Here is a 23,929-nt window from a genome sequence, read left to right as displayed (position 1 = left end):
CTCTCATTATAGTATAAAGGAATGCCAGATTCCTAATGATGCGCTCTTGTCGACAGCTCCTGATTGACCCTGTACCACAGATGCAAATCGGTGATGCAGCTCGCCTTCTCGGCAATCTCGTAATTCAACCGGCAGGATGTCGGGAAATCGTCCTCCACGTCCAACTGCAGCTGCTTGCGGATAATGATCCGCTCCAGCGCTTGGATCCGGTCCGGAATCGCTCCGCGAATCCGCTCCCAGCGCTCCAGCATTTCCGCTCGTTCCGTCTCGCTATACTGCTCCCATTCCCGATCCAATGCAGGGAGCTCGATCCCCAATCTCTCGTCATATACAAATCCGTTGCTCATTTATATCATTACCCCTGTCTATATACCCGAAAATTGTACCACGCCCGATTGCGCAAGCCAATACCAAATCATTCAACCCTATATTGCCAGATTGTAAAGTCGGAATTATACTAGACCATATTAGAGAGCGGGGGGACATAGAATGGACGCAGCAACCGACAGGCGTGTAACAATGAAACAGCTACTGGCCTTCTTTATCCCGCTCGGCCTATCCTCCAGTCTGGTCACGATCTCGCATGTCATTATCAACAGTACGCTCGCGCGGTCGACCGATCCGGAGACGATCATCGCCAGCTACTCGATCGGACTCAGCATGCTGGGCATTATCGAGCGGCCCGCCATCCTGCTCCGTCAGACATGCTCGGCGCTCGTCCGGGACAAAATTTCGTTCCGCGCCATGTCCGGCTTATCCGGCTATATGATTCTCGCGATGTTCGTCTGCGGCTTGATCCTGTCATACACCTCGGTCGGCGAATGGATTTTCCTGTACGGCTTCGGCGTCAAGCAGGAGCTGCTGCAGCGTATCCTGGACGTGTACCGCATTCTCATGTTCGTCGCGGTCTTCTCCGCCATCCGGTGTCTGTATCACGGCATCATTATCAGCAATATGCGCACGAAGTGGCTCACGATCGGGATGCTCGTAAGGCTCGCAGTCATGTACGGTTTGTCTGTATATTACATTCAGGCGGATCGGGTGGACAGCGGAGTCGTAGGGGCGATTATTTTTTTAGCGGGCATGATTGTCGAAGCGCTGGTCAGTTATTTGGAAGGTCGCAAGGTCGCTAAGTCGCTGCCTGAGAAGCTTCAGGATCATCCGGTCGAGCGCAAAAGTCATATTTTCCAATTTTATCGTCCGCTGCTGCTGTCATCCCTACTGGTCATTCTGGTAGGGCCGTTTATTAATGCGATGTTAGGCAAAACGTCGAATTTCGAGCTCGCCGTGGCGTCCTTCGCCATTGCGGCCAGTCTGACGCAGCTCGTAAACAGCTTTTTCTCGTACATGCATATGATCGTCATCAATTTCTACAAAAAGGATCCGTCGTTCGTCCTTCGATTCGCCATCTTGTTCGGAACGATTCCGGCGATCCTGATCGGCTTGCTAGGCTACACCCCGGCAGGGCCCTGGTTTATGAGTCAGATCATGGGGGTGAACGAGCGGCTGATGCACGAAAGCCTGTACGCGCTGCGCATCTTCATGCTGCTGTCCTTCATTTATCCATGGGTCGATTTTTGCAACGGGGTCGTGCTGATGCGGGGACAGACGAAAATTATGCTCTTCTCGATGTCGGCCAACATCGCCGTTACACTTGTTACGCTGATCGCATGCATCATGACGGTGCCGCATTGGAACGGAATGGTAGGCTCATTGGCGCAATCGTTGGGGCTAGCCGCAGAGCTTGGCGTACTGCTCACGGTCCTGCGATTAACGGCCAAGAGCGAAGCTCGCAATATGACCTCCGTTTCTTAAGTGCCGATTACAGAAAGATAAAAGGAAAAATGAATGATGTCCACAAGATCTGCTAACAAACCTATATCCTCCGACGGACAAGCTCTTAACGCCGAACCGAGGCCAAGCGCAAAAGACGAGCTGTTGCTGCGCTTGTTCTCATTCACGTTTTATATTACGATGGCGATTACCGTTTCGTTTTTCCCGCTCTATTTCGACTATAAGGGGTATACGAAAATCCAGATCGGGGCTCTCTATTCCATCGGGCCGCTGATCGGCATCTTCGCCAACCTGATCTGGGGACTCCTAAGCGACAAGCTCCAGACGGTGAAAAAGCTGTTCGTCATCATCTTCGCCTGCCAGCTTGTGACTACGCTTATATTGTTGAACGTCGATACTCTAATTTGGCTGTATACGCTGATGACGTTTTTCTACTTCTTCCATATGCCGATCAATTCGCTGATTGACAGCTTGATCATGATCACCGCCCGCCAAACGGGCAAAAGCTATGCTTCCTATCGGGTCTGGGGCTCGCTCGGCTTCGCTTTTTCGGCGTTGGTGTTCGGCTTTTTGTTCAAATGGATAGGGATCGAGTATGCGCTAATCACCTGTCTAGGGACGATTACTTTGTCGCTTATACTGGCCACCGGACTTCGCGACCGTCCCTCCGGAAGCAGCACCGGCACGATCAGCTTCAAGGGCTTCGGCCAAGTCATCGGCTCGCGGCGATTTCTCTGGTTCCTGTTTCTCGTATTCATCCTCTCGATTGCGCACCGGACGAACGACGGCTTCCTCGCCTTGTACTTGCGCTCTCTTGGCGCCAGCGACGCCATCGTCGGTTGGGCCTGGTTCGCGTCGGCGGCAAGCGAAATTCCGGTTTTCATCTGGGTGAGCCGACACGGCCACAAATATCGGGAGCTGCCGCTCCTCATGATCGCCGGTCTCGTCTATGCCGTCCGTTTCGGACTCTATAGCATCGTCGACTCGCCGGAATGGATCATCCTGCTGCAGACGCTTCACAGCTTCTCATTCGGCATTTTCCTGAGCACCGCCCTGCGCTATATGCTGCAGCTTATACCCGAACAGTTCCGCGCTACCGGACAAGCGATCTACGCGGTCGTCTGGTCCAGCATGGCCGGGTTCGCAAGCGGCGTGATGGGCGGCTGGGTGTTCGATGCCTGGGGACCGCACAAGCTGTATTTGATCGCCTCCATGTTCGCGGTGACCGCAAGCGTGCTTATCTTTTTCACGTATTGGTTTCAGGAGAGAAAGCTGGTTCGTTGACTATGCGTTATAAATGGTTAAGGCCCTTGCAGGGATGCAAGGGCCTTTTTCTTATTGTTGAGGAATAGCGCCAATAATATCGTCGTTCAAGCGGAATCGGTCTTCGCCGCGCACTTGGAACGTGCGGATCCGGTTCGTGTCGCCGCCCCAATCGGCCATCTTGAATTTCACCTCCGGCGTCGTATAGCGGACCGAGAACGCAACTCGCGGGATGTTGGAGCTGTTCATCTCCGAGCCGTGAAATGTCGCTTCGTTGAAGTACACGATCTGCCCCGGCGTCATCTCGATATCGATCGCCTTGGATTCGTCCACGTAAGACGCATCGATTCCTTCCTGGAAGGCGCTGGCGTCGTTGCCCAGGTCCACATGGGGGACGATGCTGCGATGCGTGCCCGGAATGATGCGCAAGCAGCCGTTCTCGCGAATCGACCAGCCGAGCGATACCCAAGCGGTGGCGTTGATCGCCGGCTCCATCGGCCAGTAATTGATATCCTGATGCCAGGGAATGAACTTCGTATTGCCCGGCTCTTTATACCAGAAATGCATCGCCCAGAGCACGACATCCGGCCCGAGAATTTGTGTGATCGGTTCGACCAACGCCGGATGCGTAGCAAGCTCGTACGCCCACTTGCGGCGATGATGCCAAGCGGACAGGTTGATCTTGGTCGGACCCGGCTCGAATTTGGACTGCCCAAGCTCCTCGAAGAACAATTGGTTGTAGCGATCCGCTTCCTCCAGCGTCAGCGCCTGAATCGGGCCGCTGTAGCCTGCCTCATGAAATTGCTCGATGGAGAATGAAGTGCCTTTCGTAATCATAGTACCGCTTCCTCCCTGAATGTTATTTTGTGAGTGATTTCTTCTCTCACTCTTAGCATACAAGAATCACAGATACCGTCATATCAACCGAAACGGGACTTGCTAGCACAAAACGATTATTCCAGCGCGATCCAGCTCTGATGCTGCTCCCGGTACTCCTTGGGGGTCATGCCCGTTAGCTTCCTGAATGTCCGTGAAAAGTAATTCGGATCCTCATACCCGAGCGCATAGCCGATCTCCGAAATTCGCTCGTCCGTCGATTCCAATCGTTTGCGGGCGAGCTCCACCTTGAACCGATGCATATAATGGAGCGGCGACAGTCCTGTCTGCTCGTGGAACAGCCTTCTCAAGTACGACTCGCTGATCCGCACGACGCCGCTTAACTCGTCCGGCGCAGGGAACCGGTCCGCATGCCTCGCGATATATTCCATCGAAGCTTGAACCCGCCAATCGATGCCCGAAGCCGCCTTTGCCGTAATCTCCCCGTCTCCTTCATCCTCATGGAGGAACAGCTGCTCGAGGTAATGCGCGATCAACCGATATAAGCCGCTATGCAGCTTTAGCGGTCTCGTAACCGAATCGACGGCGCCTTCATAGTCCAACATTTCTCGGAGAATCTCCAGCAATCCTGTTGTTTCATAAGGGTACCGCGGAGGCAATCGCAGCAATTCCGCCCAACTCGCGCTCAGCAAAAATGTTATATCCGCATCGAAGTTCAAGCTGATCAGCTTCAAGCTAGGCGTCCTCGCATAACAAGTCAGGATGGCGCCTTTCGGAATGAGCAGCACATCTCGCTCCCCCGCCTCCTGCCCGACTCCGTTCACATTCAAATGAAAGCGTCCTTCCTCGACGGCCCACAGCACCGCATGCCCCAATCGTCTCGACTGGATCGCCCAGTCCGCCCTCAAGTCATATTGCATGATGCTTCGGAATTGCAGCGTCAACGATTCCATGAATAGTTTCCGGGATTGCCGCATGCTCGGGTTCTCTCCTTTTTTGCTGTATGAATCAGCTCCTGAGCAAAAAAAATCCTTGATACCGAAGCGACTCCGGATGGAATCGTTCGGTTCAGGGATTGGTTATCTTTCTGCCTTAGGGCACTACATCGACAATCATCTTATCGAATACTTTTCCGTTCACGCTGATCTCGAGCTTCCACATTCCGGACAACGCCAGCCCGAACCGCCCCCCGCTCTGCCCGGTTGCGCCTGCATCGTTCGGTCCTTTCACGATCGGCCACTCGTACAGCTGCACCGTCTGCCCGCTATCCCGATGCGTCGCAGACAGCTTGTACTTGCCGGTTATTTCCTCCGGATCGCCCCAGAAGTACAAATAATACAGGCCGCCGCGTCCCGCCCGGAACAAATCGTCGCCCGGGTTGTTCATCTTGATGAGGCCGAATCGGCCTTCGTGTCCGTGCAGCGTAATTTTGCCGGCGTCGAACGTCGGAGCAACTCGCCAAATGTCGGGCTTATTAGTTTGCAGATAAATGGACAAAATGACGATAAATACCGCAATGATGCCTAACGACTGCAACGTTTCTCTACGGGTGGCTTTCTCGGCGACCGGCATGCTTCACGACCTCACTCTGCACTATGAATACCCTTACAATATCACATTATTGGACCGGCGGGGAGTGGGAACTTCACAGAAAACCGCGCATCGGCAGGAAATCATTGCCGAAGGATGGAATTACTAGACTTAAGGCGGGTGCGATCGCTTCTGACTCCACCTAGAATAATGTAGTGGCTTCACAAAAGCTTGAGGAGGTAAGGGAAAATGTCGCAAGATGTAGTGGTGCAACTAAGAAACGTGACGAAACGCATCGGCTCTAAGACGATCGTCGACAAACTGACGTTCGACGTGCCGCGCGGAGAAGTATTCGGTTTTCTCGGACCCAACGGGGCCGGCAAAACGACGACGATCCGGATGATCGTCGGCCTCATCTCGATGTCCGAAGGCGAAGTGCTGGTGAACGGCATCAACGTCTCGCAACACTTCGAGAAGGCGATGATGCACATTGGCGCGATCGTCGAGAACCCGGAGCTGTACAAATTTTTGACCGGCTATCAGAACTTGATCCATTTCGCCCGGATGATTCCCGGCATTCCGAAAGAACGGATCGACGAGGTCATCAAGCTCGTGAAGCTGGAGAACCGCATCCACGATAAAGTGAAGACGTATTCGCTCGGGATGCGTCAGCGACTGGGTGTGGCGCAAGCGATTCTGCACCGGCCCGATGTGTTGATCCTGGACGAGCCTACGAACGGTCTCGATCCGGAAGGCATCCGCGAGCTGCGCGACTACTTGCGTCAGTTGGCCAAGAGCGAAGGCACCGCCATTATCGTCTCGAGCCATTTGCTGTCGGAGATGGAGCTGATGTGCGACCGCGTTGCCATTATCCAGAACGGCAAGCTCGTCAACGTACAGCATATGCGCGAGATGGTGCAGCAGCAGACCGACGAAGCGAGCCTCGTCGTATTCGAGGTCGATGATCCGCAGCAAGCGATTCGCCTGTTGTCGGAGTCGGTCAGCGTGACGGAAGCGGCCGTAACCCCGGAAGGCGTCACGCTCTATCTCCAGCGCGATCAAGTGCCGGATGCGATCAGCCGTCTGGTCGGCGGCAATGTGCGGATTTATTCCGTGAAGCCGGCGTCGATGACTTTGGAAGACAAATTCCTGGAACTGACGAGAGGTGGTCAAATTGTCTAATCTGCTGAACCTCATTCAGAATGAGAATATGAAGATTTACCGCCGTCCGCGGACTTGGGTGATGATGGGGCTTGTGGTGCTCATTCCGCTCGTTATCGCGATCATATTGAAGTCCGTCAACAGCGACGAGCCAATCGTCTCCAATATGCTTTCGTTTATGAATATGGCTAGCAATCTTACCGTCGTCGTATTTGTTTTCAGTATCGTCATTGCGGCCGAGATCGTAGCAGGCGAGTTTACTTGGGGTACCATCAAGCTGCTGCTTATTCGCCCTGCGACCCGATCGAAAATATTGCTTTCCAAGTATTTCGCCTCGATTTTGTTCATGCTGCTCATGCTGGCGATTCTCTACATCTTCAGCGCGTTGATCGGCCTTCTTTTCTTCGGGAATTCCGGCGATGCGAACGACCTTAGCCTGCTGAGCATTTTGGAGAAATATGGGTTCGCGACGATCGACCTGTTTATGAGCCTCACGTTCGCCTTCATGATCTCGAGCATTTTCCGCAGCAGCGTGCTGGCGATTGCGCTGTCCTTCATCCTGATGTTCTTCTCCGGTACGATCATGCAAGTGCTCAAGGCGTTCGGCTATAAGTGGGCCAAGTACATCCTTTTCGCCAATACCGATTTAAGCCTGTACACCAAGGGCCGGGAACCGTTCATGGAAGGGATGACGCTTGGGTTCTCCCTCACAATGCTTCTTATTTACTACATCGTGTTCGTCGGACTGGCCTGGACCCTCTTCAAGAAGCGCGATGTAGCGGGGTGACAACCTTCGGCGGTTTCGCTATAATGGGAAAGTAGTTTTTAGGACCAGGTCCCAACACGAACCGATCAGCAGCAGGAGCAACAAGTCGGTCTCCCATTTTGCCAATGATGAAAGAAGGTACAGCAAGCATGTCTTATGAAGTTGTAAAAGAAGCGATCTTGAGCCGCCGCAGCGTGCGCAAGTTTACCGATCAGCCGGTGTCCAACGAGGATCTCCATGAAATTATCGACTGCGCCCGTTATGCGCCATCCGATACGAATTCGCAAACTTGGTTTTTCCTGATCGTTAAGAATCGCGAGCATATCCGGAAAATCGAGGCGATGACCTGGGATGCGCTGCATGCCAAGGCTCGCGAGGCGGAGGAGCGTGGACTGGCGCGCGAAGCGAAGCTGCTGACCAAGTCGTTCGGCCCTTACGCTACCGCGTTCTCCGATGCGCCGGTGCTGATCCTCTGCCTCGCGACGCCGTACGAGTCGAAGTTCCGCGAGCGCATCTTCGATCCGATCGGCTTGGTCGACGACCACGTCTGGGACGAAGAAGGCATCAAGAGCAGCTGTCTCGCGACGCAAAACTTGATGCTCGCCGCCCATGCCCGCGGTCTGGCAAGCTGCCCGATGACCGGACCGGTGCTGCTGGCGCAGGATCAGATCCGGGAATACTTGCAGATCGAAGCTTCGCAGCAGATCAACATGGTGGTTGCGCTCGGCCATCCGGCGGAAATGCCGAAGGCGATCGCGCGCAAGAGCTTGGACGAGATTATGAAAATTGTGGAATAAACATCAAGCAGGACAGGCGTACGGGATTCCGTGCGCCTGTCCTGCTTGATGACGTTACGACCTGGTTCAGTTACCCGAGGTTTTCCGGTCTGATCCGCCTGCTGGCGGCCAGCTTGCTCTTGGCTTCTTGAAAACGCTGGAAGCTCTTCAAGGCATATTTCATTTCCTTCTCGATTTTACGGGTTATTTCGGGATCGGAGTAGTCCAATAGTTTGTTCACATACCGATCGAGCATGTCCTTGAGCTCGATAATCCATAGAGAGTAGTGCTGTGGTATAAGCTCGTTCAGATCTTCAGCGAACGCTTCGGACAGAAAACGAATGTCGGGCGACTCCAGCCAGCGATGTACGGTGAAATATGGTGGAGTAAAATCCCCGCGAAAGTCCTGCCCCGGCACTTGATCCCAGAACGATTCCCATTCCCGGATTAGACCGGCTTCGTAAAAAATGAGCTTCTGGAACCCGCAAAGCCATGCCGTACAGCTCGTATTGCGCAGCTGACAGCCGACTCCGTTCTTCAGATGGCGACAGCCCAGACAGCAGGAACCGCCGTTAGGAATGCACACTTGACAAATGCGGTCGGCACCCATCTGAAGAAGATAGTCCATCCCCGCCTGGATGACTTCCTGTTTCGTAGTAAACCGATTTTCCCCGTATTTTCCCTGAGGCATTTTCTTATTGCTGCTCCATTCTAAATATTTATATATATAATTATTTGAATATGTATGATGTTACACTACTTCATGTTTGTTTTACAACCGCTTTATTGATAATCTAGAACATATGATGAAACTTCGTTTTTCTAAGGGGAAGAAATAGATGAATCGCAATATTCAACAGTTCAAAGCGGATTTTTTCAAAGCTCTGGCTCATCCTATGCGCATTCGAATTCTCGAGGTGCTGTCTGAAGGGGACAAGAATGTCAACGAACTGCAGGCTATTCTGGGCAGCGAGGGATCGGCCGTATCGCAGCAGCTCGCCGTGCTTCGCGGCAAAAATGTCGTTCAGACGACGCGTGACGGCACTTCCGTCATCTACTCGCTGCGGGATCCGCTGATCAAGGATTTGCTGGCCGTAGCCAAACATATATTCGATAATCATCTCGTAGACGCCATCTCCCTATTGGAAAACATTCGCAACGAATAGATAGCTCCCACGGCTTCTACCCGTAATGCCTTATTGACAGTGGCGGGCGGCGGGTGTATATTCCTCATATATTCAAATAATCAAATATATGAAGAAGGTAATATGGATGCGGAGCTGGGGAAGATTCACGGGCTATAACGTCCAATTGTTGCGTCGAGATCTAGTTGCGGGTTTGATCGTCGGTATTGTAGCCATTCCGCTTGCCATGTCTTTTGCCATCGCTTCCGGGGTCAAGCCGCAATTCGGCATCTATACTACGATTGTGGCCGGGATTCTGATTGCGCTCCTGGGAGGATCTCGATTCCAAATCGGGGGACCGACCGGTGCATTCGTCCCTATCCTGCTGGGTGTCGTTCTTCAATACGGCTATGAGAAATTGCTCCTCGCCGGCATGCTTGCGGGGATCCTTCTCGTATTGATGGGTCTGCTCAAGCTGGGCTCTCTCATTCAATTTATTCCGAGGCCCGTGACAATCGGCTTCACCGCCGGCATCGCCGTTCTGATCTTCAGCGGACAACTCGCAGGCTTCCTCGGATTGCGCGAGGTGAGCAGCCATGCGAGCTTCCTCGCGAATATGCGGGAGATTGTCGTTCATCTTACCACCTGGAACGGGTACAGCTTGATCACAGCCTTGCTCTGTCTAGCTGTGCTCATCGGCTTGCCCAAGCTGCTTCCTGCCATTCCCGCCTCTCTGGTCGGACTGGTTGTGTCAACTGCTGCCGCTGCACTCTTCTTCCGAGGGAAGACGCCAACTATCGGTTCTTCTTACGGCGAAATTCCTAATATGCTGCCAACTATCGCCTTGCCGACCATAACGCCTGAGCTTATTATGCAGCTGCTCCCAGCTGCCCTCGTCATCGCCATGCTGGGCGGCATCGAATCGCTGCTGTCCGCCGTAGTAGCGGACGGAATGACCAGTACCCGCCATAACAGCAATCGAGAGCTTGTCGGGCAAGGCATCGCCAACATCGTGACGCCGTTGTTCGGCGGCATCCCGGCTACCGGCGCGATCGCGCGCACCGCCACCAATATCAAGAGCGGGGCCGCCACCCCATTGTCCGGTATCGTTCACGGCATCGTCGTGCTGCTGGTCTTGCTCATATTCGCGCCGTTCGCTTCCGAAATCCCGCTGGCCGGCATGGCTCCTATCCTGATGGTAGTCGCTTGGAACATGAGCGAACGGAAACACTTCCTGCATTTGCTAAAAGCCCGCACCAGCGACTCGATCGTCCTGCTCGCAACCTTCGCACTAACCGTGCTCGTCAGCTTGACGACAGCGGTGCTAACCGGATTGGTCCTGTCGCTTCTGTTCCTCGTGCGGCAGTTGAAGACCGGTACGAAAATTCAGGCAGCCACCGCTTCCTCCGTCCATATTTTCACGATTGAGGGTCCCTTGTTTTTCGCCACTGCTCAGCATTTGGAGAGGACGATCTCGGATACGCTGCGCATGAAGCCGAATAAAGTGCTGGTCCGGATGGAACACGTACCCTTCATCGATGCTTCAGGAGAGCATATGCTCGCAAGTTTGACTAGAACGGTACTGTTAGCCGGAGGAAACGTGATGATGAGCGGCTTGCAGCGACAGCCCTCGGAGTATATCCGGCTAACGGCATTGGATCGCCTGATTGGAGAAGGTAACATTTACGATCATTTCGAGGATGCCTTACGAGCAGCGACTCTAGATAGCTTTGAAGAGAAAGAGCTCCCTTCCGGTACTTAGTGTACCGGGGAGCTCTTTTTTTGAGGGGCAACTTTATTGTCGCTTCATGGATAGAAATTGTGTAGAGCCGGGAATAAACGGCAACCGGGAAGTCTCGAGCCGGCATTCAATGCCGTAGTTGTCCCGCAGACGATGCATGATGGCATCCAACTGGGGGTAGCGCTCCCAGCGAAGTGTCAGCAAGGGATACACTCTCGCTTCTCCATCGGATTTACATACGCGCACCAGCTCCGCTAAGGCCGCTTCGTGAAAAGCTTCATCGAACTGCTCCCCGTAGAGAAACAAAAAATGACTGCACAGCACTAGTGAAAATTGATGATCGGGAAAAGGCAGCTGGGGCAGCTGAGCGGGCACATATCGTTGGGACGGGATCCGGCTTCCCTTTGATAGCTCGCGGTCTTTGGCGAAATGGGCGGCGAACTTGACAAGCGATTGCTCGCGTGCCGTTCGGTAAGGAGCCAAACCGCCGTAATAGCTCCAGTCATACTGATGCTGCAGCTTGACCAGCTTTTGATAGGCGTCGTTTAATTCGAACGCGCCTTTGGCATGAATGTCCTCCGGGGACATAGCGTACATCGGGTCTGCCGCTGTAATGTCGATCCCCTTCGCCTCCGCATCCGCTACGAACGAAGATGCGCCTCCGGCAACATCCAGGATCGGTCCGCTCGTCAGCAGGCTCGGCGTCAAATCGAACATCCGCTCATACTCGTCAAACGTTCGGCATGTCATCGCCACCCCTACTTGCTCATAGGGCTTCAACTCTTCTTCTTGTGAACTCATCTCGGCTCAGCTCTCCTTTTCTCATCTCAACTCTACTCTTTCTCAGCTCTGATCGGCTTGCCGTGTTAGGCATCTATACCTTAACACTCGGCAAGTTAGGATGATTATAATGCGACTCGGCAAATAGTTCAATGTTTTTCTACAAAGGGATTTACAATGCGTTATTGTATATATATTATTATATATAGTTATTAATGATTATAAGGAGGTAATGCAATTGAGTAAACATGTCGATGTAATGACGGGATTGCAAAACCGCAAGGCGCTGGAGCTGTTTTTGACGGAGCGGGTCGAACGGGAGGAGCCGGTTTCGCTCGCGTTGCTGGATGTGGATCATTTCATGGAAATCAACGTCCAGCATGGCAACGAGGTTGGCGATAAGGTGCTGCAGGTGCTGGCCGGGCTGATGCAAGCCGATGCTTCGTTCCACGTGTTTCGCGTCTCGGGGGATGAGTTTGCCGTCGCTCTGTCGGATTCGAGCCTGGAGCATGCTTTCCTGCAGATGGAGAAGCTTCGGGCCAGAGTAGAAGGCGCGACGGAGCAATTCGGCCTGCCCGAAGGCCAAGGCGTGACCATCACGATCGGAGTGGCGCAATATCCGAGGGATGCGAAGAAGGTCGAAGCCTTGAACCAGGCTGCCAGCGCGGCGCTTATGTCGGCGAAGGAGATCGGCCGCAACCAAGTGTCCCTTCCTCCGAACGAGGAAATGATCATGAAATCCTGCTACTATCCGTCGACGATGACTCGGAAGCTCAAGGCGCTGGCGGAGCAGTTGAAGAAGAAAGAGTCGGCCTTACTGCGGGAAGCGTTGGAGGATTTGCTGCGCAAGTACGACCGGGCGGCGGCGAAATAGCGGCGGGATGCCGGACGAAGCGTTGCATTTGTAGGCCCGGATAGGATATGATGCAACAAGATGACTACGAATGGAGCGGAACCGAATGGCCTCAATCAAAAAGGTACAAGTCTACAAACGCGACAAGTGGAACATGGTGAACGTGGAGGTGCACGGGACGCGGCTGATTGTGCGGGAAATTTCCGACCAATGGGGCGAGGACAATCACGAGTTTCTGAGCCGGCCGGCTTTGATGCACTGGGCGGAGCATCGATTCAGCGCCGAGAAGTTCGATGGCGACGAGGAAGAGCGCCTGCGCATCTTGGCCGCTTTTCGCGAGGTGTAAGGGGTTCTTGCATGTGGAAAGCCATGGAGCATAGGGAAGGCCAGGGAAACCGTTCGGTTCCTTGGCCTTTTGTGTTGGTTGATGGCACCACTCAGCAGAAATAGTCCGGTTCGAGTAACACTTCCTTGCGCCAGCCTCGCTTTCAGCAGAACTGCACCGCATGATCACAGTGTGTCGCCGTCTTGCGGCTCGGCGCGCGCTTTCTTCAATTTACCGTCGCACGCCAATTGTTGCGCGTCATTATATTGTCGATACTCATTCGCGCATCCGTTTCCAGCAGAAACGTGACCATGCGGGCGATGTCGTCTGGCCGCATCCATTGGTCCGGCGTACCACCGACACGAATGCCACGCGCCATCGCGGTATCCGTCACATCCGGCGATATGGTGCTGGCTCTGATGCCAAACGGTTCGCCGTAACTTCTGCATGCCTGGGTCAGCCCGTACAACGCGTGTTTGGAGGCTCCGTAAGCGACGAATCGTTCGTGGACGTTGTTGATCGCCGTCGAGCAGATGTTGACGATGTATCCGCCTTCCCATCCCTGCCGGCCGTGCTGTTGCCTCATGACACCCATCGCTTGCCGACAAAGTGCGAACGGAGCTCGCACGTTGATCGCGAATGTACGATCCCAGTCGTCCATCGTGTGTTCCATATAGGGTTTTTCCACGATGACGCCGGCCGCGTTGACGACGATGTCGATTGTGCCAAACGCTTCCACTGTGAGGGCAATCAGGCCGTCAATCTGCTCCTCGCGGCAGAGATCGGCGCAGAAGGCTATCGCCTCGCCGCCAGTCTGATCGCGAATCGCCTGAGCGGTTGCGGTCAACTCTTCTTCATCTAGCGAGGCAATGACGACTTGGCACCCTTGCGCGGCGAGCCGCAGCGCCGTGGCCCGGCCGATGCCGCTGCCGCCCCCGGTCACAATCGCCGTTTTTCCACGAAGCTCCATCTCTGCTCCTCCGTTTCATTCGATACTTGATGTCGCCGGGTCTTTTTGGATTCAACGGATTATTTTTTCTGCAGCTTCGCGTACGCCTGAGCGAACTCCTCTGCAACCTTCGTACCGCCGCTTGCTTTCCATTGCTCCAGCGTCGCTTGCCAGCCGGCATCGTCCAGCTTGCCGATAATATACTTCACCGACGCGTCGTTAATGAGCTGGTCAAGCTCGTTGCCTTTCTCCGTGAACGTGGCCGAGATGAACGGGAAGGAGGGATCGAATACAGCGATTTCCTCGTCTTTCTTGTTCATCTCCTTAGACTTGGTCTCAGCCGCAGGGAACGTCAACGGCGGGTCGGCTTTGTCGCCGGGATCGAGGCGCATCGACGTCAGCAGCTCTGTATGGAACGCGCCAGGGTCTTTGGCGTTGGCTTTGCCGTTTTCCATCTTATAATCTTTGCCTTCGATGCCGTATTGGAACAAATTTTGCATAGGCTTGTCGAACAGCTTGTCGAGGAAGGCAAGAATTTGGCGAAGCTCCTGTTCCGTTTTCACCGCGCTCTTCGGGAACATGAATGCGCCGACAAAACCCGACCCTGCGTAGTTTTGTTCGCCCTTCGGCCCCTTGACGCGGCTGAACAAATCGAGTGAACCGGTTGGCACGTTTTGTTTGAGCAGCCCTTCGCGCACGCTGACCCGTTCGGTTGCCGAATAGAACATGCCGAATTTTCCTTTGTAGAAGGCTTCGTCCCGCTGAGGCACGGTGATAAGCGCGAAATCCTGATTCATCAGCTTCTCGTCGTAGAGCCGCTTGAAAAACTTCAACTGCTCTACATACTCCTTGCTCATGAATGCGGGCGTGAACGCGCCGTTCTGAACCTCCCACTTGTTAGGCACGCCGAATATAGCGCCCATTGCTTTGAAATCCCCGAGGTCCTTGACGATCTGAATCCCGTAAGTATCGTTCAACCCGTTGCGGTCCGGATCGTTTAACGCAAACGCCTTGATGACGTTGTACAGCTCGTCGATCGTCGTCGGTACCTTCAGCCCCAAATTGTCGAGCCAGTCCTTGCGGAAGATCATGCCGTTGCGGACAAGCGCGATTGAGCGGTACACGCCGTACACTTTGCCGTCGATCGCCATATTGTCCAGCAGCTTTGGATTCAGATTTTTTAAATTAGGGTAGTCCTTCAGGTACGGCCCTACCTCCCAGAAGCCGCCGGAGCGGACCGTCGATACGATGTTCGGGTTTTTCAAATTGCTGACCATGATGACTTGCGGCATCTGCCCCGAAGCGAGCGTGACGTTGAGCTTCTCATTGTAGCTGGCCGAAGGAACCCAGGTGAATTCCAGCTTCGTATTCGTGTAGGCTTCGATCACCGCTTTGTACTCTAAGCTGTCTTTATCCGGCGTTTCTGCGTTGTAGAACGTGTTCATAATCGAAATTTTGACCGGCTGCTGTTGCGTGGGCGCCACGCTCGGCTTAGCCGATGCGCTTGTCGATGGTTGTTGCGCCGCGTCGCCGCCACCCTTACTGCAGCCCGCTGTGATGGCGATGACTACCGCCAATGCAAGACTACCTGCCAATTTAAAATGTCCGGCCCTTTGTTTCATGAATATTAACCTCCTATACGATGTATTGTACCATCCGCCGCGGCCGCGCGTCGTCGACCCCGGCGATCGTTAGCCCTTTACCGAACCGAGCAGTATTCCTTTGGTAAAATGCCGCTGCAGAAACGGGTAGACGAGCAGCATAGGAACCGTCGATACGACGATGACCGCCATCTTGATGATTTCGCCGGGCGGGGCGGTGTACAGACCGTTGCCCTGCGACGAGTCGCCGATTCCTCCCTGAGAGAGGATGACGATTTGCCGAAGCCAGACTTGAATGGGCCACCACTTCGCATCGTTGATATACAGAATGGCGGTAAAAAACGAATTCCAGTGTCCGACCGCGTAAAACAGCGCAAATGTCGCTATCGCCGGCGCGGATAGAGGCAGTACGATGCGGAACAAGATGCCGAAATCGTTGCACCCATCCATTTTGGCCGCTTCCTCCAAACCTTCCGGCAACTGCTGGAAAAAGTTCTTCAGAATAATCAGGTTAAACGCACTGATTGCGCCCGGCACGATCAGGGCCCAGACGCTGTTCAGCAGCCCTGCCAGCTTCACCACGAGAAACGTCGGGATGATGCCGCCGCTGAACAGCATCGAGAACAACACCAGGAATAGGATGGCGCCGCGGCCCGGTACGCCCTGGCGGGACAATCCGTAGCCCATCAGCGCCGTCAGGAACAGGTTGACGATCGTGCCGACGACAGTAACGCCGACGGTGACGAGTAGGCTCGTGCGGATCGTATCTGTGGAGAAGATATACCGATAGCCGGCCAGCGACCAATTCGTCGGGAACAGCACGAACGTCTTGCGCGCGAATTCCTCCGGGGCCGCGAACGAACCGGCGATGATGTACAGGAACGGAATGATCACGCATACTGCAAACAGCGTCAGAAACGCATAGTTGGCGATATCGAATGCGCGGCCCGCCCATGTCGGACGATTCACCATCAGTATACTCCCTCCTCTCCCGCCCGCTTGGCAAGCGAGTTCGCAGCTACGACCAAGAGCAGGCTAACCACCGATTTAAACAAGCCGACCGCGGTCGAATAGCTGAACATGCCTTGCTGAATGCCGCGGGCGTACACATACGTATCGAACACTTCACCAACGTCGCGGTTGAGCGGATTAAGCATCAGGAATATTTGCTCGAAGCCGCTGTCGAGAAACGAACCGAGACGCAAAATGAGCAAAATAACGATTGTGCTGCGAATAGCCGGCAGCGTCACATGCAGCGTCTGGCGCCAGCGGTTTGCGCCGTCAATACGCGCCGCTTCGTACAGCGTCGGGTCGACGCCGGCCAGTGCTGCGAGGAAAATGATCGTGCCCCACCCGGTTTCCTTCCAGATCACTTCCACCGTAATCGCCGTCCGGAACCATTCGTTGCTGAGCAGCAGATCGATTTTCCCGCCTCCCACAGACTCGACCCATTCGTAGATCAGCCCTCCGTCCGGGGTGAAAAGAATGTAGACGATTCCGACCACGACGACCCATGACACGAAATGGGGGATGTACAGCAGCGTCTGGAGCGTCTGTTTGAATAGCTTCTTGCGCACCTCATTAAGCAGCAACGATAACACGATCGGCAGCGGGAAAAAAAACAGGATGTTGTAGACGGCCAACACGAAAGTGTTGCGGAACAGCCGCCAGAAGATCGGATCGGAAAAGAAACGCTCGAAATGCTTCCATCCGACCCACGGGCTGTGCCAGAATCCGAGAAACGGCTGATAATCCTGGAAGGCGATCAGCAAGCCCCACATCGGAAGATACTTAAAGAACAAAAAATACAGCAAACCAGGCGCAATCATTGCATAAATCAATCGGTAACGCACTAGCTTCCTACCCATGTCGCCAAACACGCTTCTCCCCCTTCGTTCTTCGCCATGAAACGGTAGTTTCTCCGTTCGCGATTCATCGTAAGTCCCGGGGCGGTTTCCGGCAATCGGACATTTTCCGCGTGCGGGACAAAGGCACGCGGCCGCGATTTCCGCGGCTTGCACTTTTTCGCAGATGGCCCGATAGACGGCAAGTTTTCAAAATCAAGCGTAGAGAAGCGATAGGGAGTCGGCTATAATAAGATTGCTATTATCGAATCGCGTGCGAAAATATCGCATGACAATGGAAGAAGGATTGGCATGAAGAGAACCGGGTCGGGAAACTTCTACCGTCGAAACGTGGCGATGATTTTGTTTGCTGCGGGCATTCCGGCGATTCTAATCGGGATTGTGATTTATTGGCTGCAAATAAAAATTGCGGACGAATTTACGGCATCCCACCAAGACCAGGTCGAGAAAGTCGCGCAGCGTTTGAACGCGCAATTCGTCAGCCTGGAGATGTCGCTTTCGCACTGGGCATTTAACCCGGTCTTTAACGAAAAGTGGAGCGGCATGGCCTTGGTCAGTGACAACTTTCAGGAAGTCAACGACGTCATCAAGACACTTCTGCTCATCAAAAATCTCGATCCGATGATCCAGAACGCTTCTTTTTACTTGACCAGGCAGAATGCGGTTATCACTGAGCTAGGCGTCCGCAGACTGGAGCCGGGAGTGGGGGAAGCGGACCGTTACCGAGCGTATATGACGATGAACCAGGCGATTGCCTGGAAGACATCGCCGTCCTTGCCAGGCTCGCCGGAACAGGCGCCTGCATTGGTCGTCCGCTTGCCGGCATTGTCCACTGCCCCGTACGGCGGGCTGATCGTGCAATTCCGGCACGACGCATTCCCCGGGCTGATGAACCAATTGGCCGTGCAGCAGCAATCGGTCAGCCTGCTCTTGCAGGGGGATGGAAGCCGGATCGCCGGATCGTCAGGCGTGGCAGACGAAGGTCTAGCCGACCGCCTGTCCGCTTTCGCCGCAGCACAATCACTCGGTTCGTATACATGGCCATGGTCGGGGAAAACGTACGCCGTGACGATTGGCAGCTTTCAACGGTTGAACAGCAGCTGGAGGTATGTGTCGGCGACGTCGATGTCGAGCATCACTCAACCAATCGCCGTCTGGTCGCGCAGTCTCATCGCGCTTAGCCTGGTCAGCCTGGCCGCCGCCATTGTGCTGTCGTGGCTCGGCTCTCACCGCCTGTACCGCCCGATGCGCCAGCTCGTGCGGCTGTTCCGCGTTGATAACATCCGGCTTGACGGAGTTAACGAGCTCGCTTATATCGAAAATGAGTGGCGGGGGCTGCTGAGCGAGAAGGACGCCGTACAGGCGCAATTGAGGCAACAGCAGCCGTTTCTGCGAAGCGGACTGCTGCTGCAAATGCTGCTCGGATTCCTGCCGCCGATGCGGGAGGAGGAGTTGCGAGAGCGGCTGAGTATCGGCCAGCGGATGGAGCCGTCCGAAATTTTCGCGGTCATGATCGTCCGGCTCTACGCGCCCGCACTACGCAGCCGCAAATTTGCCGCCAGCGATCGCTCGCTCGTCAGTTTCGTCGCTGCCAATGTGGCGGAGGAAATCGTGCAGCGTCATGCCGCCTACGCGTCTGTCGTAAACTTCCAGGACGAGAGCGCCGCTGTGCTGCTGCAGATCGTCGAACAAAAGTCAGAGGGAGCCCAGAGGGCAGAATTGTCTGTAATTGCCGGAGAAATTACGGAAACGCTGTACTCTATTACCGGCTATCATGCGGTAATTGGCATCAGCCGACCGATCGAGCGGATCAGCGCCGTTCCCTTCGCCTTTGAGGAAGCGCGCAACGTGATGCATAGCCGTGATTTGCGAACAGGCAATCAGATTTTCTTCGTCGAGGACGCGCCGTCGGCAAACAAGCGGCCGTTCATATACCCTGCTTTCCTCGAGAAAGAGCTGCTTGGTAACATCCGTCTGGGGGATGGGGAGCAATCGATCGGCTATTTGGACGCCTTCTTCGATGAGTTGAAAGTCAAGTCCGTAGACGAATTTTCTTACCGCCAAGGCGCGTACCAACTTTTGGCTTGCATCCTGCAAATGTTTATTGAGGCTGGGCACAACCCGTACCCTTTGTTCGAGAACAAAGATTTGTATGCCCATTTGTCATCCATCCGAGACACATCGGACATCAAAGACTGGCTTCGTGACGGTGTGATTGCGCCGATTGCCGCAGCAATGCGCACCGATAAGGAGGACTATGTCCGGCGCAAGGTTGACGAGGTGATCGCTCTCATCCAGTTCAATTTGACGAAGGACCTCTCCATGGAATGGTGCGCCGATGCAGTTGCGCTCGATTACAAGCAGCTGAGCAGGGCGTTCAAACAGCAGACCGGGTATACTTTCATCGATTATGTGACGCGGCTGCGTCTGGCCAAGTCAAAGGAGCTGTTGCGCGATCCGAGCCTGAAGATCAACGATATCGCCGACAGCGTCGGGTACCAGCCCTCGTACTTGAACCGCGTCTTCAAGAAATACGAGGGCATCACCCCGGGTCAGTATCGCGAGCATGTGCTGAACATCAAACCGTAAACAACAACGGGTGTCTTCGGTGGAATACCGGCCGACGGCCGGTCATTTCTAGGCCAGATAAACCGCTACCGGCAAAGTGACGGAGACCGCGATGAAGGTGAACGCAACGGCCAGTATTCTTCGCCGCAGCTCGGCAAGCTGGCCCGCCGCACGCATCGTCGGCGAGTTCATGGCTGGCGCGGTTCGGACGGCACGCTCTCCGAAGCCTGCTTGTCCTCAATCAGCTCCTGCACACCAGTCTTGAACTCGCGCAGTGTACGCCCGAACGCTCAAGCGCACTTCAACTGACTAAAACTCGTCCTCAATTTGCAAATCTCGCTTTTTTCTTCGCTAAATGGATTGGCAAATTAATGTCGAATCACTTCTTCTGTCACATTTCCCCCTGTCGCACAAAAATAACCCCTCGCCCACAAAAGCTGACCCCGGTATCGCTTTTTTAGCTCTGGAAATTCATCTTGCAGCAATTGGGAGGAACGCCCTTTCCTCACTCCTCTGTAGAATCCCTATCCTTCTCGCCTCGCATTTTATCGGATCAACTCCCTTGTCCGTATCGCCAACCAACTGCCCCTTCAGTATCTGAGTTACACCTCGATTTTGGAAGTTAAATCAAGCACGTTATGATTGTTTTCGATCATATTATTAAATTTATGATTAATATGATTAATAATAAAACAACATATCCAGCATTAATTACTTGGAAAAATTGATATCTTCGGTCATATCAACAAAGTTGATCTAACTCAATCAAAAAAATTCCAATAAAATGCTTGATATCAATCAAATGTGGTCTTATTATGAAAGATATTCCTGATTTTAGGAAGCCAATCATCAGATTGATGATTGTTTCGATGCATTGCTGGCAGATCAAATCAAAGGAGGATTGGTATAGCTCCAAACAAAAGGGTGCAGGATGCGTTGCTCCTGCGGAGGAGGTGACCTTGGATGTTCCATCCGATTCGATATCCATAATGGAAGTGGTCGGACGATAGATGCCTGATTCCAACCGAACATATGGGAGGTATAATTAATGACCAAGCTGTTCAAGGGAAAACGTTTTGTGACCAAATCCGGTATCACGATACTGTTCATGTCGCTTCTCCTGCTCCTTATGGGGACGCAAGCTTTTGCTTTGAAGGAACGCGCACCGATCGCTGCCCTTCCGAACGTATCGTACGCGGCTATCGTCAACTCCGACTGGATGCAGATCAAGCTGTACGAAACCCCGTACAATAACGCCAACGTGACGAATACGCAGTATTACACGATCACCAGCAGCAACGATGCGGCATTTTCGGGCGGAGTGAAGCCGACGCTGGTGAATTATCGCTATTTTCCCGAACAGGCGCCTTATTACCCGACTTTGACCGGCAACGCCGGCAGGATCGTCGATTCGTATGACATCTTCCTCAAGCTGCCGTCCGGCAAGACCTTTCAGGAAGGCAAAACATACACCGTCACGATCAATACGGCTGTTGTCACAGCCGGGCCCTTCACGTTTGCATTCGATCTGGCCAAACCGAACCTGGTCATCCATTCGAACCAGGTCGGCTACTTGACGAACGGGTCGAAAGTCGCTTATCTATCGCTTTGGACCGGGCAAGGCACGGTTAATTTCAGCGGATCGAATACATTCCAAATCATCAATGAAAGCAGCGGCAACAGTGTGTACACGGGCAATATCGCGCTGTCGCTCGCCAACGACAGGTGGAGCAAAAGCGACATCTACTCGTTCGACTTCACATCGTTCCAGACGCCGGGTAATTACCATATTTACATTCCGAATGTCGGGCGGTCGTATTCGTTCAAAATCAGCAGCAATCTTTACAAGGACGAAATCGGCTATACGGTCATTCGCGGCATGACGATGCAGCGGGACGGCAATCACGGTTTGGACAATCCGAACGTTACGCATTGGACGCGTCCGCCGGCGCATCTGGACGACGCGATCGACGAAGCGTTGTATGCGGCCAATGGCGGCAATGCCAGCGCTGCCCGCGTAGATCTGACCGGCGGGCATATGGATGCCGGCGACCGCGGCAAATACCCGTACAACTCCGCCTGGACCGGAGCGGTTATGCTGTCGGCGGCGACATATTTCCCCAACCAGATCCTCGCTCTCGGCGAGTCGCTCGATCTTCCCGAGTCCGGGAACGGCAAACCCGACTTCCTCGACGAGTTGGTGTACGAACTGGATTGGTTGTACAAGGCAGTCATGAACACGTCGAGAGACGGCACTCTGGCGAATTTCCTGCGTCCGTCCAATGGCGGCTACGAGCAAGGGAAGCCGCCGGAAGGGGCAACGGGCCGCATTTTTTTCAACAAGACTCAAGGGCCCAATAAGGCAGAGACATTGTTTGCCGCCGGGACATTGGCGATGGCCTACAACACACCGATCATGCAGCAGTATTATCCAACCAAGGTGCAGCAATATTTGACCGCTGCTCTGAAAGCCTACAACGGCTTCAAAGCGCACAAGGACGATCCGGATTATTTGCACGAGAGCACGACTTACGACACGTTCAAGGTTGGCACGCCGAATACCTGGTCGGATGAGATGCTGTTTGCGGCGAGCAGCCTGCTGACGGCAACCGGCAATGTCAACGAATTTATGCCATGGATCAATAGTGAACTACCGCTCAACATGAACGATTACAATTCGACGAAGCAGTGGTCCTGGGTGACGGATTCGCCGTGGGTCAACACGTTTGTGTCGATGTACAACAACCCGTATTTGTCGAGCACGCTGCGGCAGTGGGCGTACAACGGACTCGTGCGCTACGCCGAGGACGAGATGAACCACCAGACACCATTCGGCGCAGCCGCCCAGGACGAGGGCTTCCCGAATGCAATCGGCTGGCGTTTCTCGTCGGCGACCATGTTCCCCGTTGTCATTGGCTACGGACTGACCGGGGACGCGCGATACCTCGAGCGCATTCAGAAAACATGGAACTACGAGCTCGGCAGCAACGCCGTCAGCCGCTCCTTCATTACCGGACTCGGCGATCCGCAGCGGGAGCCGCGGTCCATGGTTAATGAAATCGGTCAATATCAATACGTCCAATACGCCAACGGCAACGGCGGATGGCCCGAGCTTGCTCCGGGGCTGCCGAATGCGGATCTGCAAAGCTCGGCGTACCCATATTGGTACAACGACGCGCACAATACGGTGGCCAAAACGAAAATGTATCCGGACTACTCCAATTACGCGGTCATGTACCGCTATACGGACGCTTGGAATACGTCGAACGAATACGTTATCGTAACATTGGCGAAAAACGCCTCGTCCATGCTGCCGCTGATTCCGATATCGACGACCAACTACAATTTGACGGTCCAGGCGACCAATGGCACCGTCACGCCTTCCGGCGGCACGTATTCCTCCGGCACGGTCGTCACGCTGACCGCAACGCCGAACGCAGGCTATACTTTCACCGGCTGGAGCGGTGATTTGAGCGGGTCTGCCAATCCGGCAACGATCACGATGAACGGCAACAAAACCGTGACGGCCAATTTCTCTCCCGCCACCATGTATACGCTGAGCACGAGCGCAACAAACGGCAGCATCACGTTGAGTCCGAGCGGCGGCACATATGCGTCCGGCACGGTCGTCACCGTGACCGCAACGCCGAACAGCGGGTATACGTTTACCGGTTGGGGCGGTAATTTGAGTGGAACGACCAACCCGACGACGATTACGATGAACGGCAACAAATCCGTGACGGCATCGTTCACGGCTGCACCACCGACATCATACCAGAGCGTCGACATCACGACGACAAATGCAGGAAGTACGTCTGAAAGCGGCGGCGTCATCACCGTGCAAGGCTCCGGCGCGCAGGTGTGGAGCAACAGTGACGGCTTCCGCTATGTGTACAATAACAGCTTGACGGGCGATGCGACGATAGTCGCGAAGGTAAACAGCTTCACCGCCACGAACAACGGCGCAATGGCGGGCGTCATGATCCGGCAAGGAAC

22 protein-coding genes are annotated in these 23,929 nt (G+C 54.1%); 11 read left to right on the top strand and 11 right to left on the bottom strand.

What is annotated here, in order from left to right:
* Positions 1 to 32: 32 nt before the first annotated feature.
* Positions 33 to 347, bottom strand: a complete 315-nt coding sequence (locus tag PKO02S_RS23860; protein WP_127586887.1) for a hypothetical protein — start codon at positions 345 to 347, stop codon at positions 33 to 35.
* 172 nt (positions 348 to 519) lie between these two features.
* Here PKO02S_RS23860 and PKO02S_RS23855 point away from each other — a divergent pair, with 172 nt between their 5' ends.
* Both PKO02S_RS23855 and PKO02S_RS23850 read left to right on the top strand, forming a co-directional pair.
* On the top strand, positions 520 to 1,815 hold the full coding sequence (locus tag PKO02S_RS23855; RefSeq protein ID WP_246067262.1) for a multi antimicrobial extrusion protein MatE: 1,296 nt from the start codon (positions 520 to 522) through the stop codon (positions 1,813 to 1,815).
* Between the two features lie 36 nt (positions 1,816 to 1,851).
* On the top strand, positions 1,852 to 3,078 hold the full coding sequence (locus PKO02S_RS23850; protein ID WP_164821645.1) for an MFS transporter: 1,227 nt from the start codon (positions 1,852 to 1,854) through the stop codon (positions 3,076 to 3,078).
* 51 nt (positions 3,079 to 3,129) lie between these two features.
* On the opposite strand, the gene PKO02S_RS23845 is transcribed toward PKO02S_RS23850, so the two are convergent.
* From PKO02S_RS23845 to PKO02S_RS23835, 3 genes are all read right to left on the bottom strand, one after another.
* Positions 3,130 to 3,894 carry a phytanoyl-CoA dioxygenase family protein gene (locus tag PKO02S_RS23845; RefSeq protein WP_127586881.1) on the bottom strand — a complete coding sequence of 255 codons (765 nt, stop codon included), beginning with the start codon at positions 3,892 to 3,894 and terminating at the stop codon, positions 3,130 to 3,132.
* 116 nt (positions 3,895 to 4,010) lie between these two features.
* Positions 4,011 to 4,871: a helix-turn-helix transcriptional regulator gene (locus tag PKO02S_RS23840; protein ID WP_127586879.1), complete on the bottom strand. Its 861-nt coding sequence runs from the start codon at positions 4,869 to 4,871 to the stop codon at positions 4,011 to 4,013.
* A gap of 115 nt (positions 4,872 to 4,986) precedes the next feature.
* On the bottom strand, positions 4,987 to 5,466 hold the full coding sequence (locus PKO02S_RS23835) for a hypothetical protein (protein WP_127586878.1): 480 nt from the start codon (positions 5,464 to 5,466) through the stop codon (positions 4,987 to 4,989).
* A 207-nt stretch (positions 5,467 to 5,673) separates the two neighbouring features.
* Here PKO02S_RS23835 and PKO02S_RS23830 point away from each other — a divergent pair, with 207 nt between their 5' ends.
* From PKO02S_RS23830 to PKO02S_RS23820, 3 genes are all read left to right on the top strand, one after another.
* Entirely contained in the window at positions 5,674 to 6,606 is a 933-nt protein-coding gene (locus PKO02S_RS23830; protein WP_127586875.1) for an ABC transporter ATP-binding protein, read from the top strand.
* Positions 6,590 to 7,372 carry an ABC transporter permease gene (locus PKO02S_RS23825; RefSeq protein WP_246067260.1) on the top strand — a complete coding sequence of 261 codons (783 nt, stop codon included), beginning with the start codon at positions 6,590 to 6,592 and terminating at the stop codon, positions 7,370 to 7,372. Before PKO02S_RS23830 ends, PKO02S_RS23825 begins: the two co-directional genes overlap by 17 nt.
* Positions 7,373 to 7,500: 128 nt before the next feature.
* Positions 7,501 to 8,148 (top strand): nitroreductase family protein, encoded by a 648-nt coding sequence (locus PKO02S_RS23820; RefSeq protein ID WP_127586871.1) that lies wholly within the window; start codon positions 7,501 to 7,503, stop codon positions 8,146 to 8,148.
* A 70-nt stretch (positions 8,149 to 8,218) separates the two neighbouring features.
* Here PKO02S_RS23820 and PKO02S_RS23815 read toward each other — a convergent pair whose 3' ends face one another.
* Positions 8,219 to 8,818 carry a hypothetical protein gene (locus PKO02S_RS23815; protein ID WP_127586869.1) on the bottom strand — a complete coding sequence of 200 codons (600 nt, stop codon included), beginning with the start codon at positions 8,816 to 8,818 and terminating at the stop codon, positions 8,219 to 8,221.
* 148 nt (positions 8,819 to 8,966) lie between these two features.
* On the opposite strand from PKO02S_RS23815, the gene PKO02S_RS23810 reads away from it, so the two are divergent.
* The gene (locus tag PKO02S_RS23810; RefSeq protein WP_127586867.1) at positions 8,967 to 9,293 is read left to right on the top strand and encodes an ArsR/SmtB family transcription factor; all 327 of its coding nucleotides are present in this window, start codon (positions 8,967 to 8,969) and stop codon (positions 9,291 to 9,293) included.
* Between the two features lie 106 nt (positions 9,294 to 9,399).
* Positions 9,400 to 11,013, top strand: a complete 1,614-nt coding sequence (locus PKO02S_RS23805) for a SulP family inorganic anion transporter (RefSeq protein WP_127586865.1) — start codon at positions 9,400 to 9,402, stop codon at positions 11,011 to 11,013.
* A 33-nt stretch (positions 11,014 to 11,046) separates the two neighbouring features.
* Here PKO02S_RS23805 and PKO02S_RS23800 read toward each other — a convergent pair whose 3' ends face one another.
* The gene (locus tag PKO02S_RS23800) at positions 11,047 to 11,793 is read right to left on the bottom strand and encodes a class I SAM-dependent methyltransferase (RefSeq protein ID WP_127586863.1); all 747 of its coding nucleotides are present in this window, start codon (positions 11,791 to 11,793) and stop codon (positions 11,047 to 11,049) included.
* A gap of 217 nt (positions 11,794 to 12,010) precedes the next feature.
* On the opposite strand from PKO02S_RS23800, the gene PKO02S_RS23795 reads away from it, so the two are divergent.
* On the top strand, positions 12,011 to 12,646 hold the full coding sequence (locus PKO02S_RS23795) for a diguanylate cyclase domain-containing protein (RefSeq protein ID WP_164821644.1): 636 nt from the start codon (positions 12,011 to 12,013) through the stop codon (positions 12,644 to 12,646).
* An 85-nt stretch (positions 12,647 to 12,731) separates the two neighbouring features.
* The gene (locus tag PKO02S_RS23790) at positions 12,732 to 12,971 is read left to right on the top strand and encodes a hypothetical protein (RefSeq protein WP_127586861.1); all 240 of its coding nucleotides are present in this window, start codon (positions 12,732 to 12,734) and stop codon (positions 12,969 to 12,971) included.
* 205 nt (positions 12,972 to 13,176) lie between these two features.
* On the opposite strand, the gene PKO02S_RS23785 is transcribed toward PKO02S_RS23790, so the two are convergent.
* From PKO02S_RS23785 to PKO02S_RS23770, 4 genes are all read right to left on the bottom strand, one after another.
* Complete coding sequence (locus PKO02S_RS23785) at positions 13,177 to 13,920, bottom strand: SDR family NAD(P)-dependent oxidoreductase (protein ID WP_127586859.1); 744 nt, start codon at positions 13,918 to 13,920, stop codon at positions 13,177 to 13,179.
* 59 nt (positions 13,921 to 13,979) lie between these two features.
* Positions 13,980 to 15,521, bottom strand: a complete 1,542-nt coding sequence (locus tag PKO02S_RS23780; protein ID WP_127586857.1) for an extracellular solute-binding protein — start codon at positions 15,519 to 15,521, stop codon at positions 13,980 to 13,982.
* A gap of 69 nt (positions 15,522 to 15,590) precedes the next feature.
* Positions 15,591 to 16,472 carry a carbohydrate ABC transporter permease gene (locus PKO02S_RS23775; RefSeq protein ID WP_127586855.1) on the bottom strand — a complete coding sequence of 294 codons (882 nt, stop codon included), beginning with the start codon at positions 16,470 to 16,472 and terminating at the stop codon, positions 15,591 to 15,593.
* Entirely contained in the window at positions 16,472 to 17,368 is an 897-nt protein-coding gene (locus tag PKO02S_RS23770; protein WP_246067264.1) for an ABC transporter permease, read from the bottom strand. Before PKO02S_RS23770 ends, PKO02S_RS23775 begins: the two co-directional genes overlap by 1 nt.
* 288 nt (positions 17,369 to 17,656) lie before the next feature.
* Here PKO02S_RS23770 and PKO02S_RS23765 point away from each other — a divergent pair, with 288 nt between their 5' ends.
* On the top strand, positions 17,657 to 19,954 hold the full coding sequence (locus PKO02S_RS23765; protein WP_127586853.1) for a helix-turn-helix domain-containing protein: 2,298 nt from the start codon (positions 17,657 to 17,659) through the stop codon (positions 19,952 to 19,954).
* A gap of 347 nt (positions 19,955 to 20,301) precedes the next feature.
* Here the strand turns inward: PKO02S_RS23765 and PKO02S_RS23760 are convergent, their stop codons facing one another.
* A complete protein-coding gene (locus tag PKO02S_RS23760; protein WP_373865236.1) occupies positions 20,302 to 20,442 on the bottom strand; it encodes a transposase in 141 nt (46 codons plus the stop codon).
* 539 nt (positions 20,443 to 20,981) lie between these two features.
* Here PKO02S_RS23760 and PKO02S_RS23755 point away from each other — a divergent pair.
* On the top strand, positions 20,982 to 23,929 hold a 2,948-nt coding region (locus tag PKO02S_RS23755; protein WP_174819951.1), incomplete at its 3' end, for an InlB B-repeat-containing protein.

Origin of the sequence: Paenibacillus koleovorans NBRC 103111 (genome assembly GCF_004000845.1) — a bacterium.
Taxonomy (GTDB): domain Bacteria; phylum Bacillota; class Bacilli; order Paenibacillales; family NBRC-103111; genus Paenibacillus_AA; species Paenibacillus_AA koleovorans.
This window is presented reverse-complemented; position numbering and strand designations above follow the sequence as displayed.

Excerpts from the sequence above, each read along its gene's own strand:
- PKO02S_RS23805 (WP_127586865.1), top strand. The coding sequence starts at position 9,400 with ATGCGGAGCTGGGGAAGATTCACGGGCTATAACGTCCAATTGTTGCGT.
- PKO02S_RS23830 (WP_127586875.1), top strand. The coding sequence starts at position 5,674 with ATGTCGCAAGATGTAGTGGTGCAACTAAGAAACGTGACGAAACGCATC.
- PKO02S_RS23850 (WP_164821645.1), top strand. The coding sequence starts at position 1,852 with ATGTCCACAAGATCTGCTAACAAACCTATATCCTCCGACGGACAAGCT.
- PKO02S_RS23765 (WP_127586853.1), top strand. The coding sequence starts at position 17,657 with ATGAAGAGAACCGGGTCGGGAAACTTCTACCGTCGAAACGTGGCGATG.
- PKO02S_RS23775 (WP_127586855.1), bottom strand. The coding sequence starts at position 16,472 with ATGGTGAATCGTCCGACATGGGCGGGCCGCGCATTCGATATCGCCAAC.
- PKO02S_RS23820 (WP_127586871.1), top strand. The coding sequence starts at position 7,501 with ATGTCTTATGAAGTTGTAAAAGAAGCGATCTTGAGCCGCCGCAGCGTG.
- PKO02S_RS23810 (WP_127586867.1), top strand. The coding sequence starts at position 8,967 with ATGAATCGCAATATTCAACAGTTCAAAGCGGATTTTTTCAAAGCTCTG.
- PKO02S_RS23840 (WP_127586879.1), bottom strand. The coding sequence starts at position 4,871 with ATGCGGCAATCCCGGAAACTATTCATGGAATCGTTGACGCTGCAATTC.
- PKO02S_RS23855 (WP_246067262.1), top strand. The coding sequence starts at position 520 with ATGAAACAGCTACTGGCCTTCTTTATCCCGCTCGGCCTATCCTCCAGT.
- PKO02S_RS23860 (WP_127586887.1), bottom strand. The coding sequence starts at position 347 with ATGAGCAACGGATTTGTATATGACGAGAGATTGGGGATCGAGCTCCCT.
- PKO02S_RS23815 (WP_127586869.1), bottom strand. The coding sequence starts at position 8,818 with ATGCCTCAGGGAAAATACGGGGAAAATCGGTTTACTACGAAACAGGAA.
- PKO02S_RS23785 (WP_127586859.1), bottom strand. The coding sequence starts at position 13,920 with ATGGAGCTTCGTGGAAAAACGGCGATTGTGACCGGGGGCGGCAGCGGC.
- PKO02S_RS23770 (WP_246067264.1), bottom strand. The coding sequence starts at position 17,368 with ATGGGTAGGAAGCTAGTGCGTTACCGATTGATTTATGCAATGATTGCG.
- PKO02S_RS23845 (WP_127586881.1), bottom strand. The coding sequence starts at position 3,894 with ATGATTACGAAAGGCACTTCATTCTCCATCGAGCAATTTCATGAGGCA.
- PKO02S_RS23800 (WP_127586863.1), bottom strand. The coding sequence starts at position 11,793 with ATGAGTTCACAAGAAGAAGAGTTGAAGCCCTATGAGCAAGTAGGGGTG.
- PKO02S_RS23835 (WP_127586878.1), bottom strand. The coding sequence starts at position 5,466 with ATGCCGGTCGCCGAGAAAGCCACCCGTAGAGAAACGTTGCAGTCGTTA.
- PKO02S_RS23790 (WP_127586861.1), top strand. The coding sequence starts at position 12,732 with ATGGCCTCAATCAAAAAGGTACAAGTCTACAAACGCGACAAGTGGAAC.
- PKO02S_RS23780 (WP_127586857.1), bottom strand. The coding sequence starts at position 15,521 with ATGAAACAAAGGGCCGGACATTTTAAATTGGCAGGTAGTCTTGCATTG.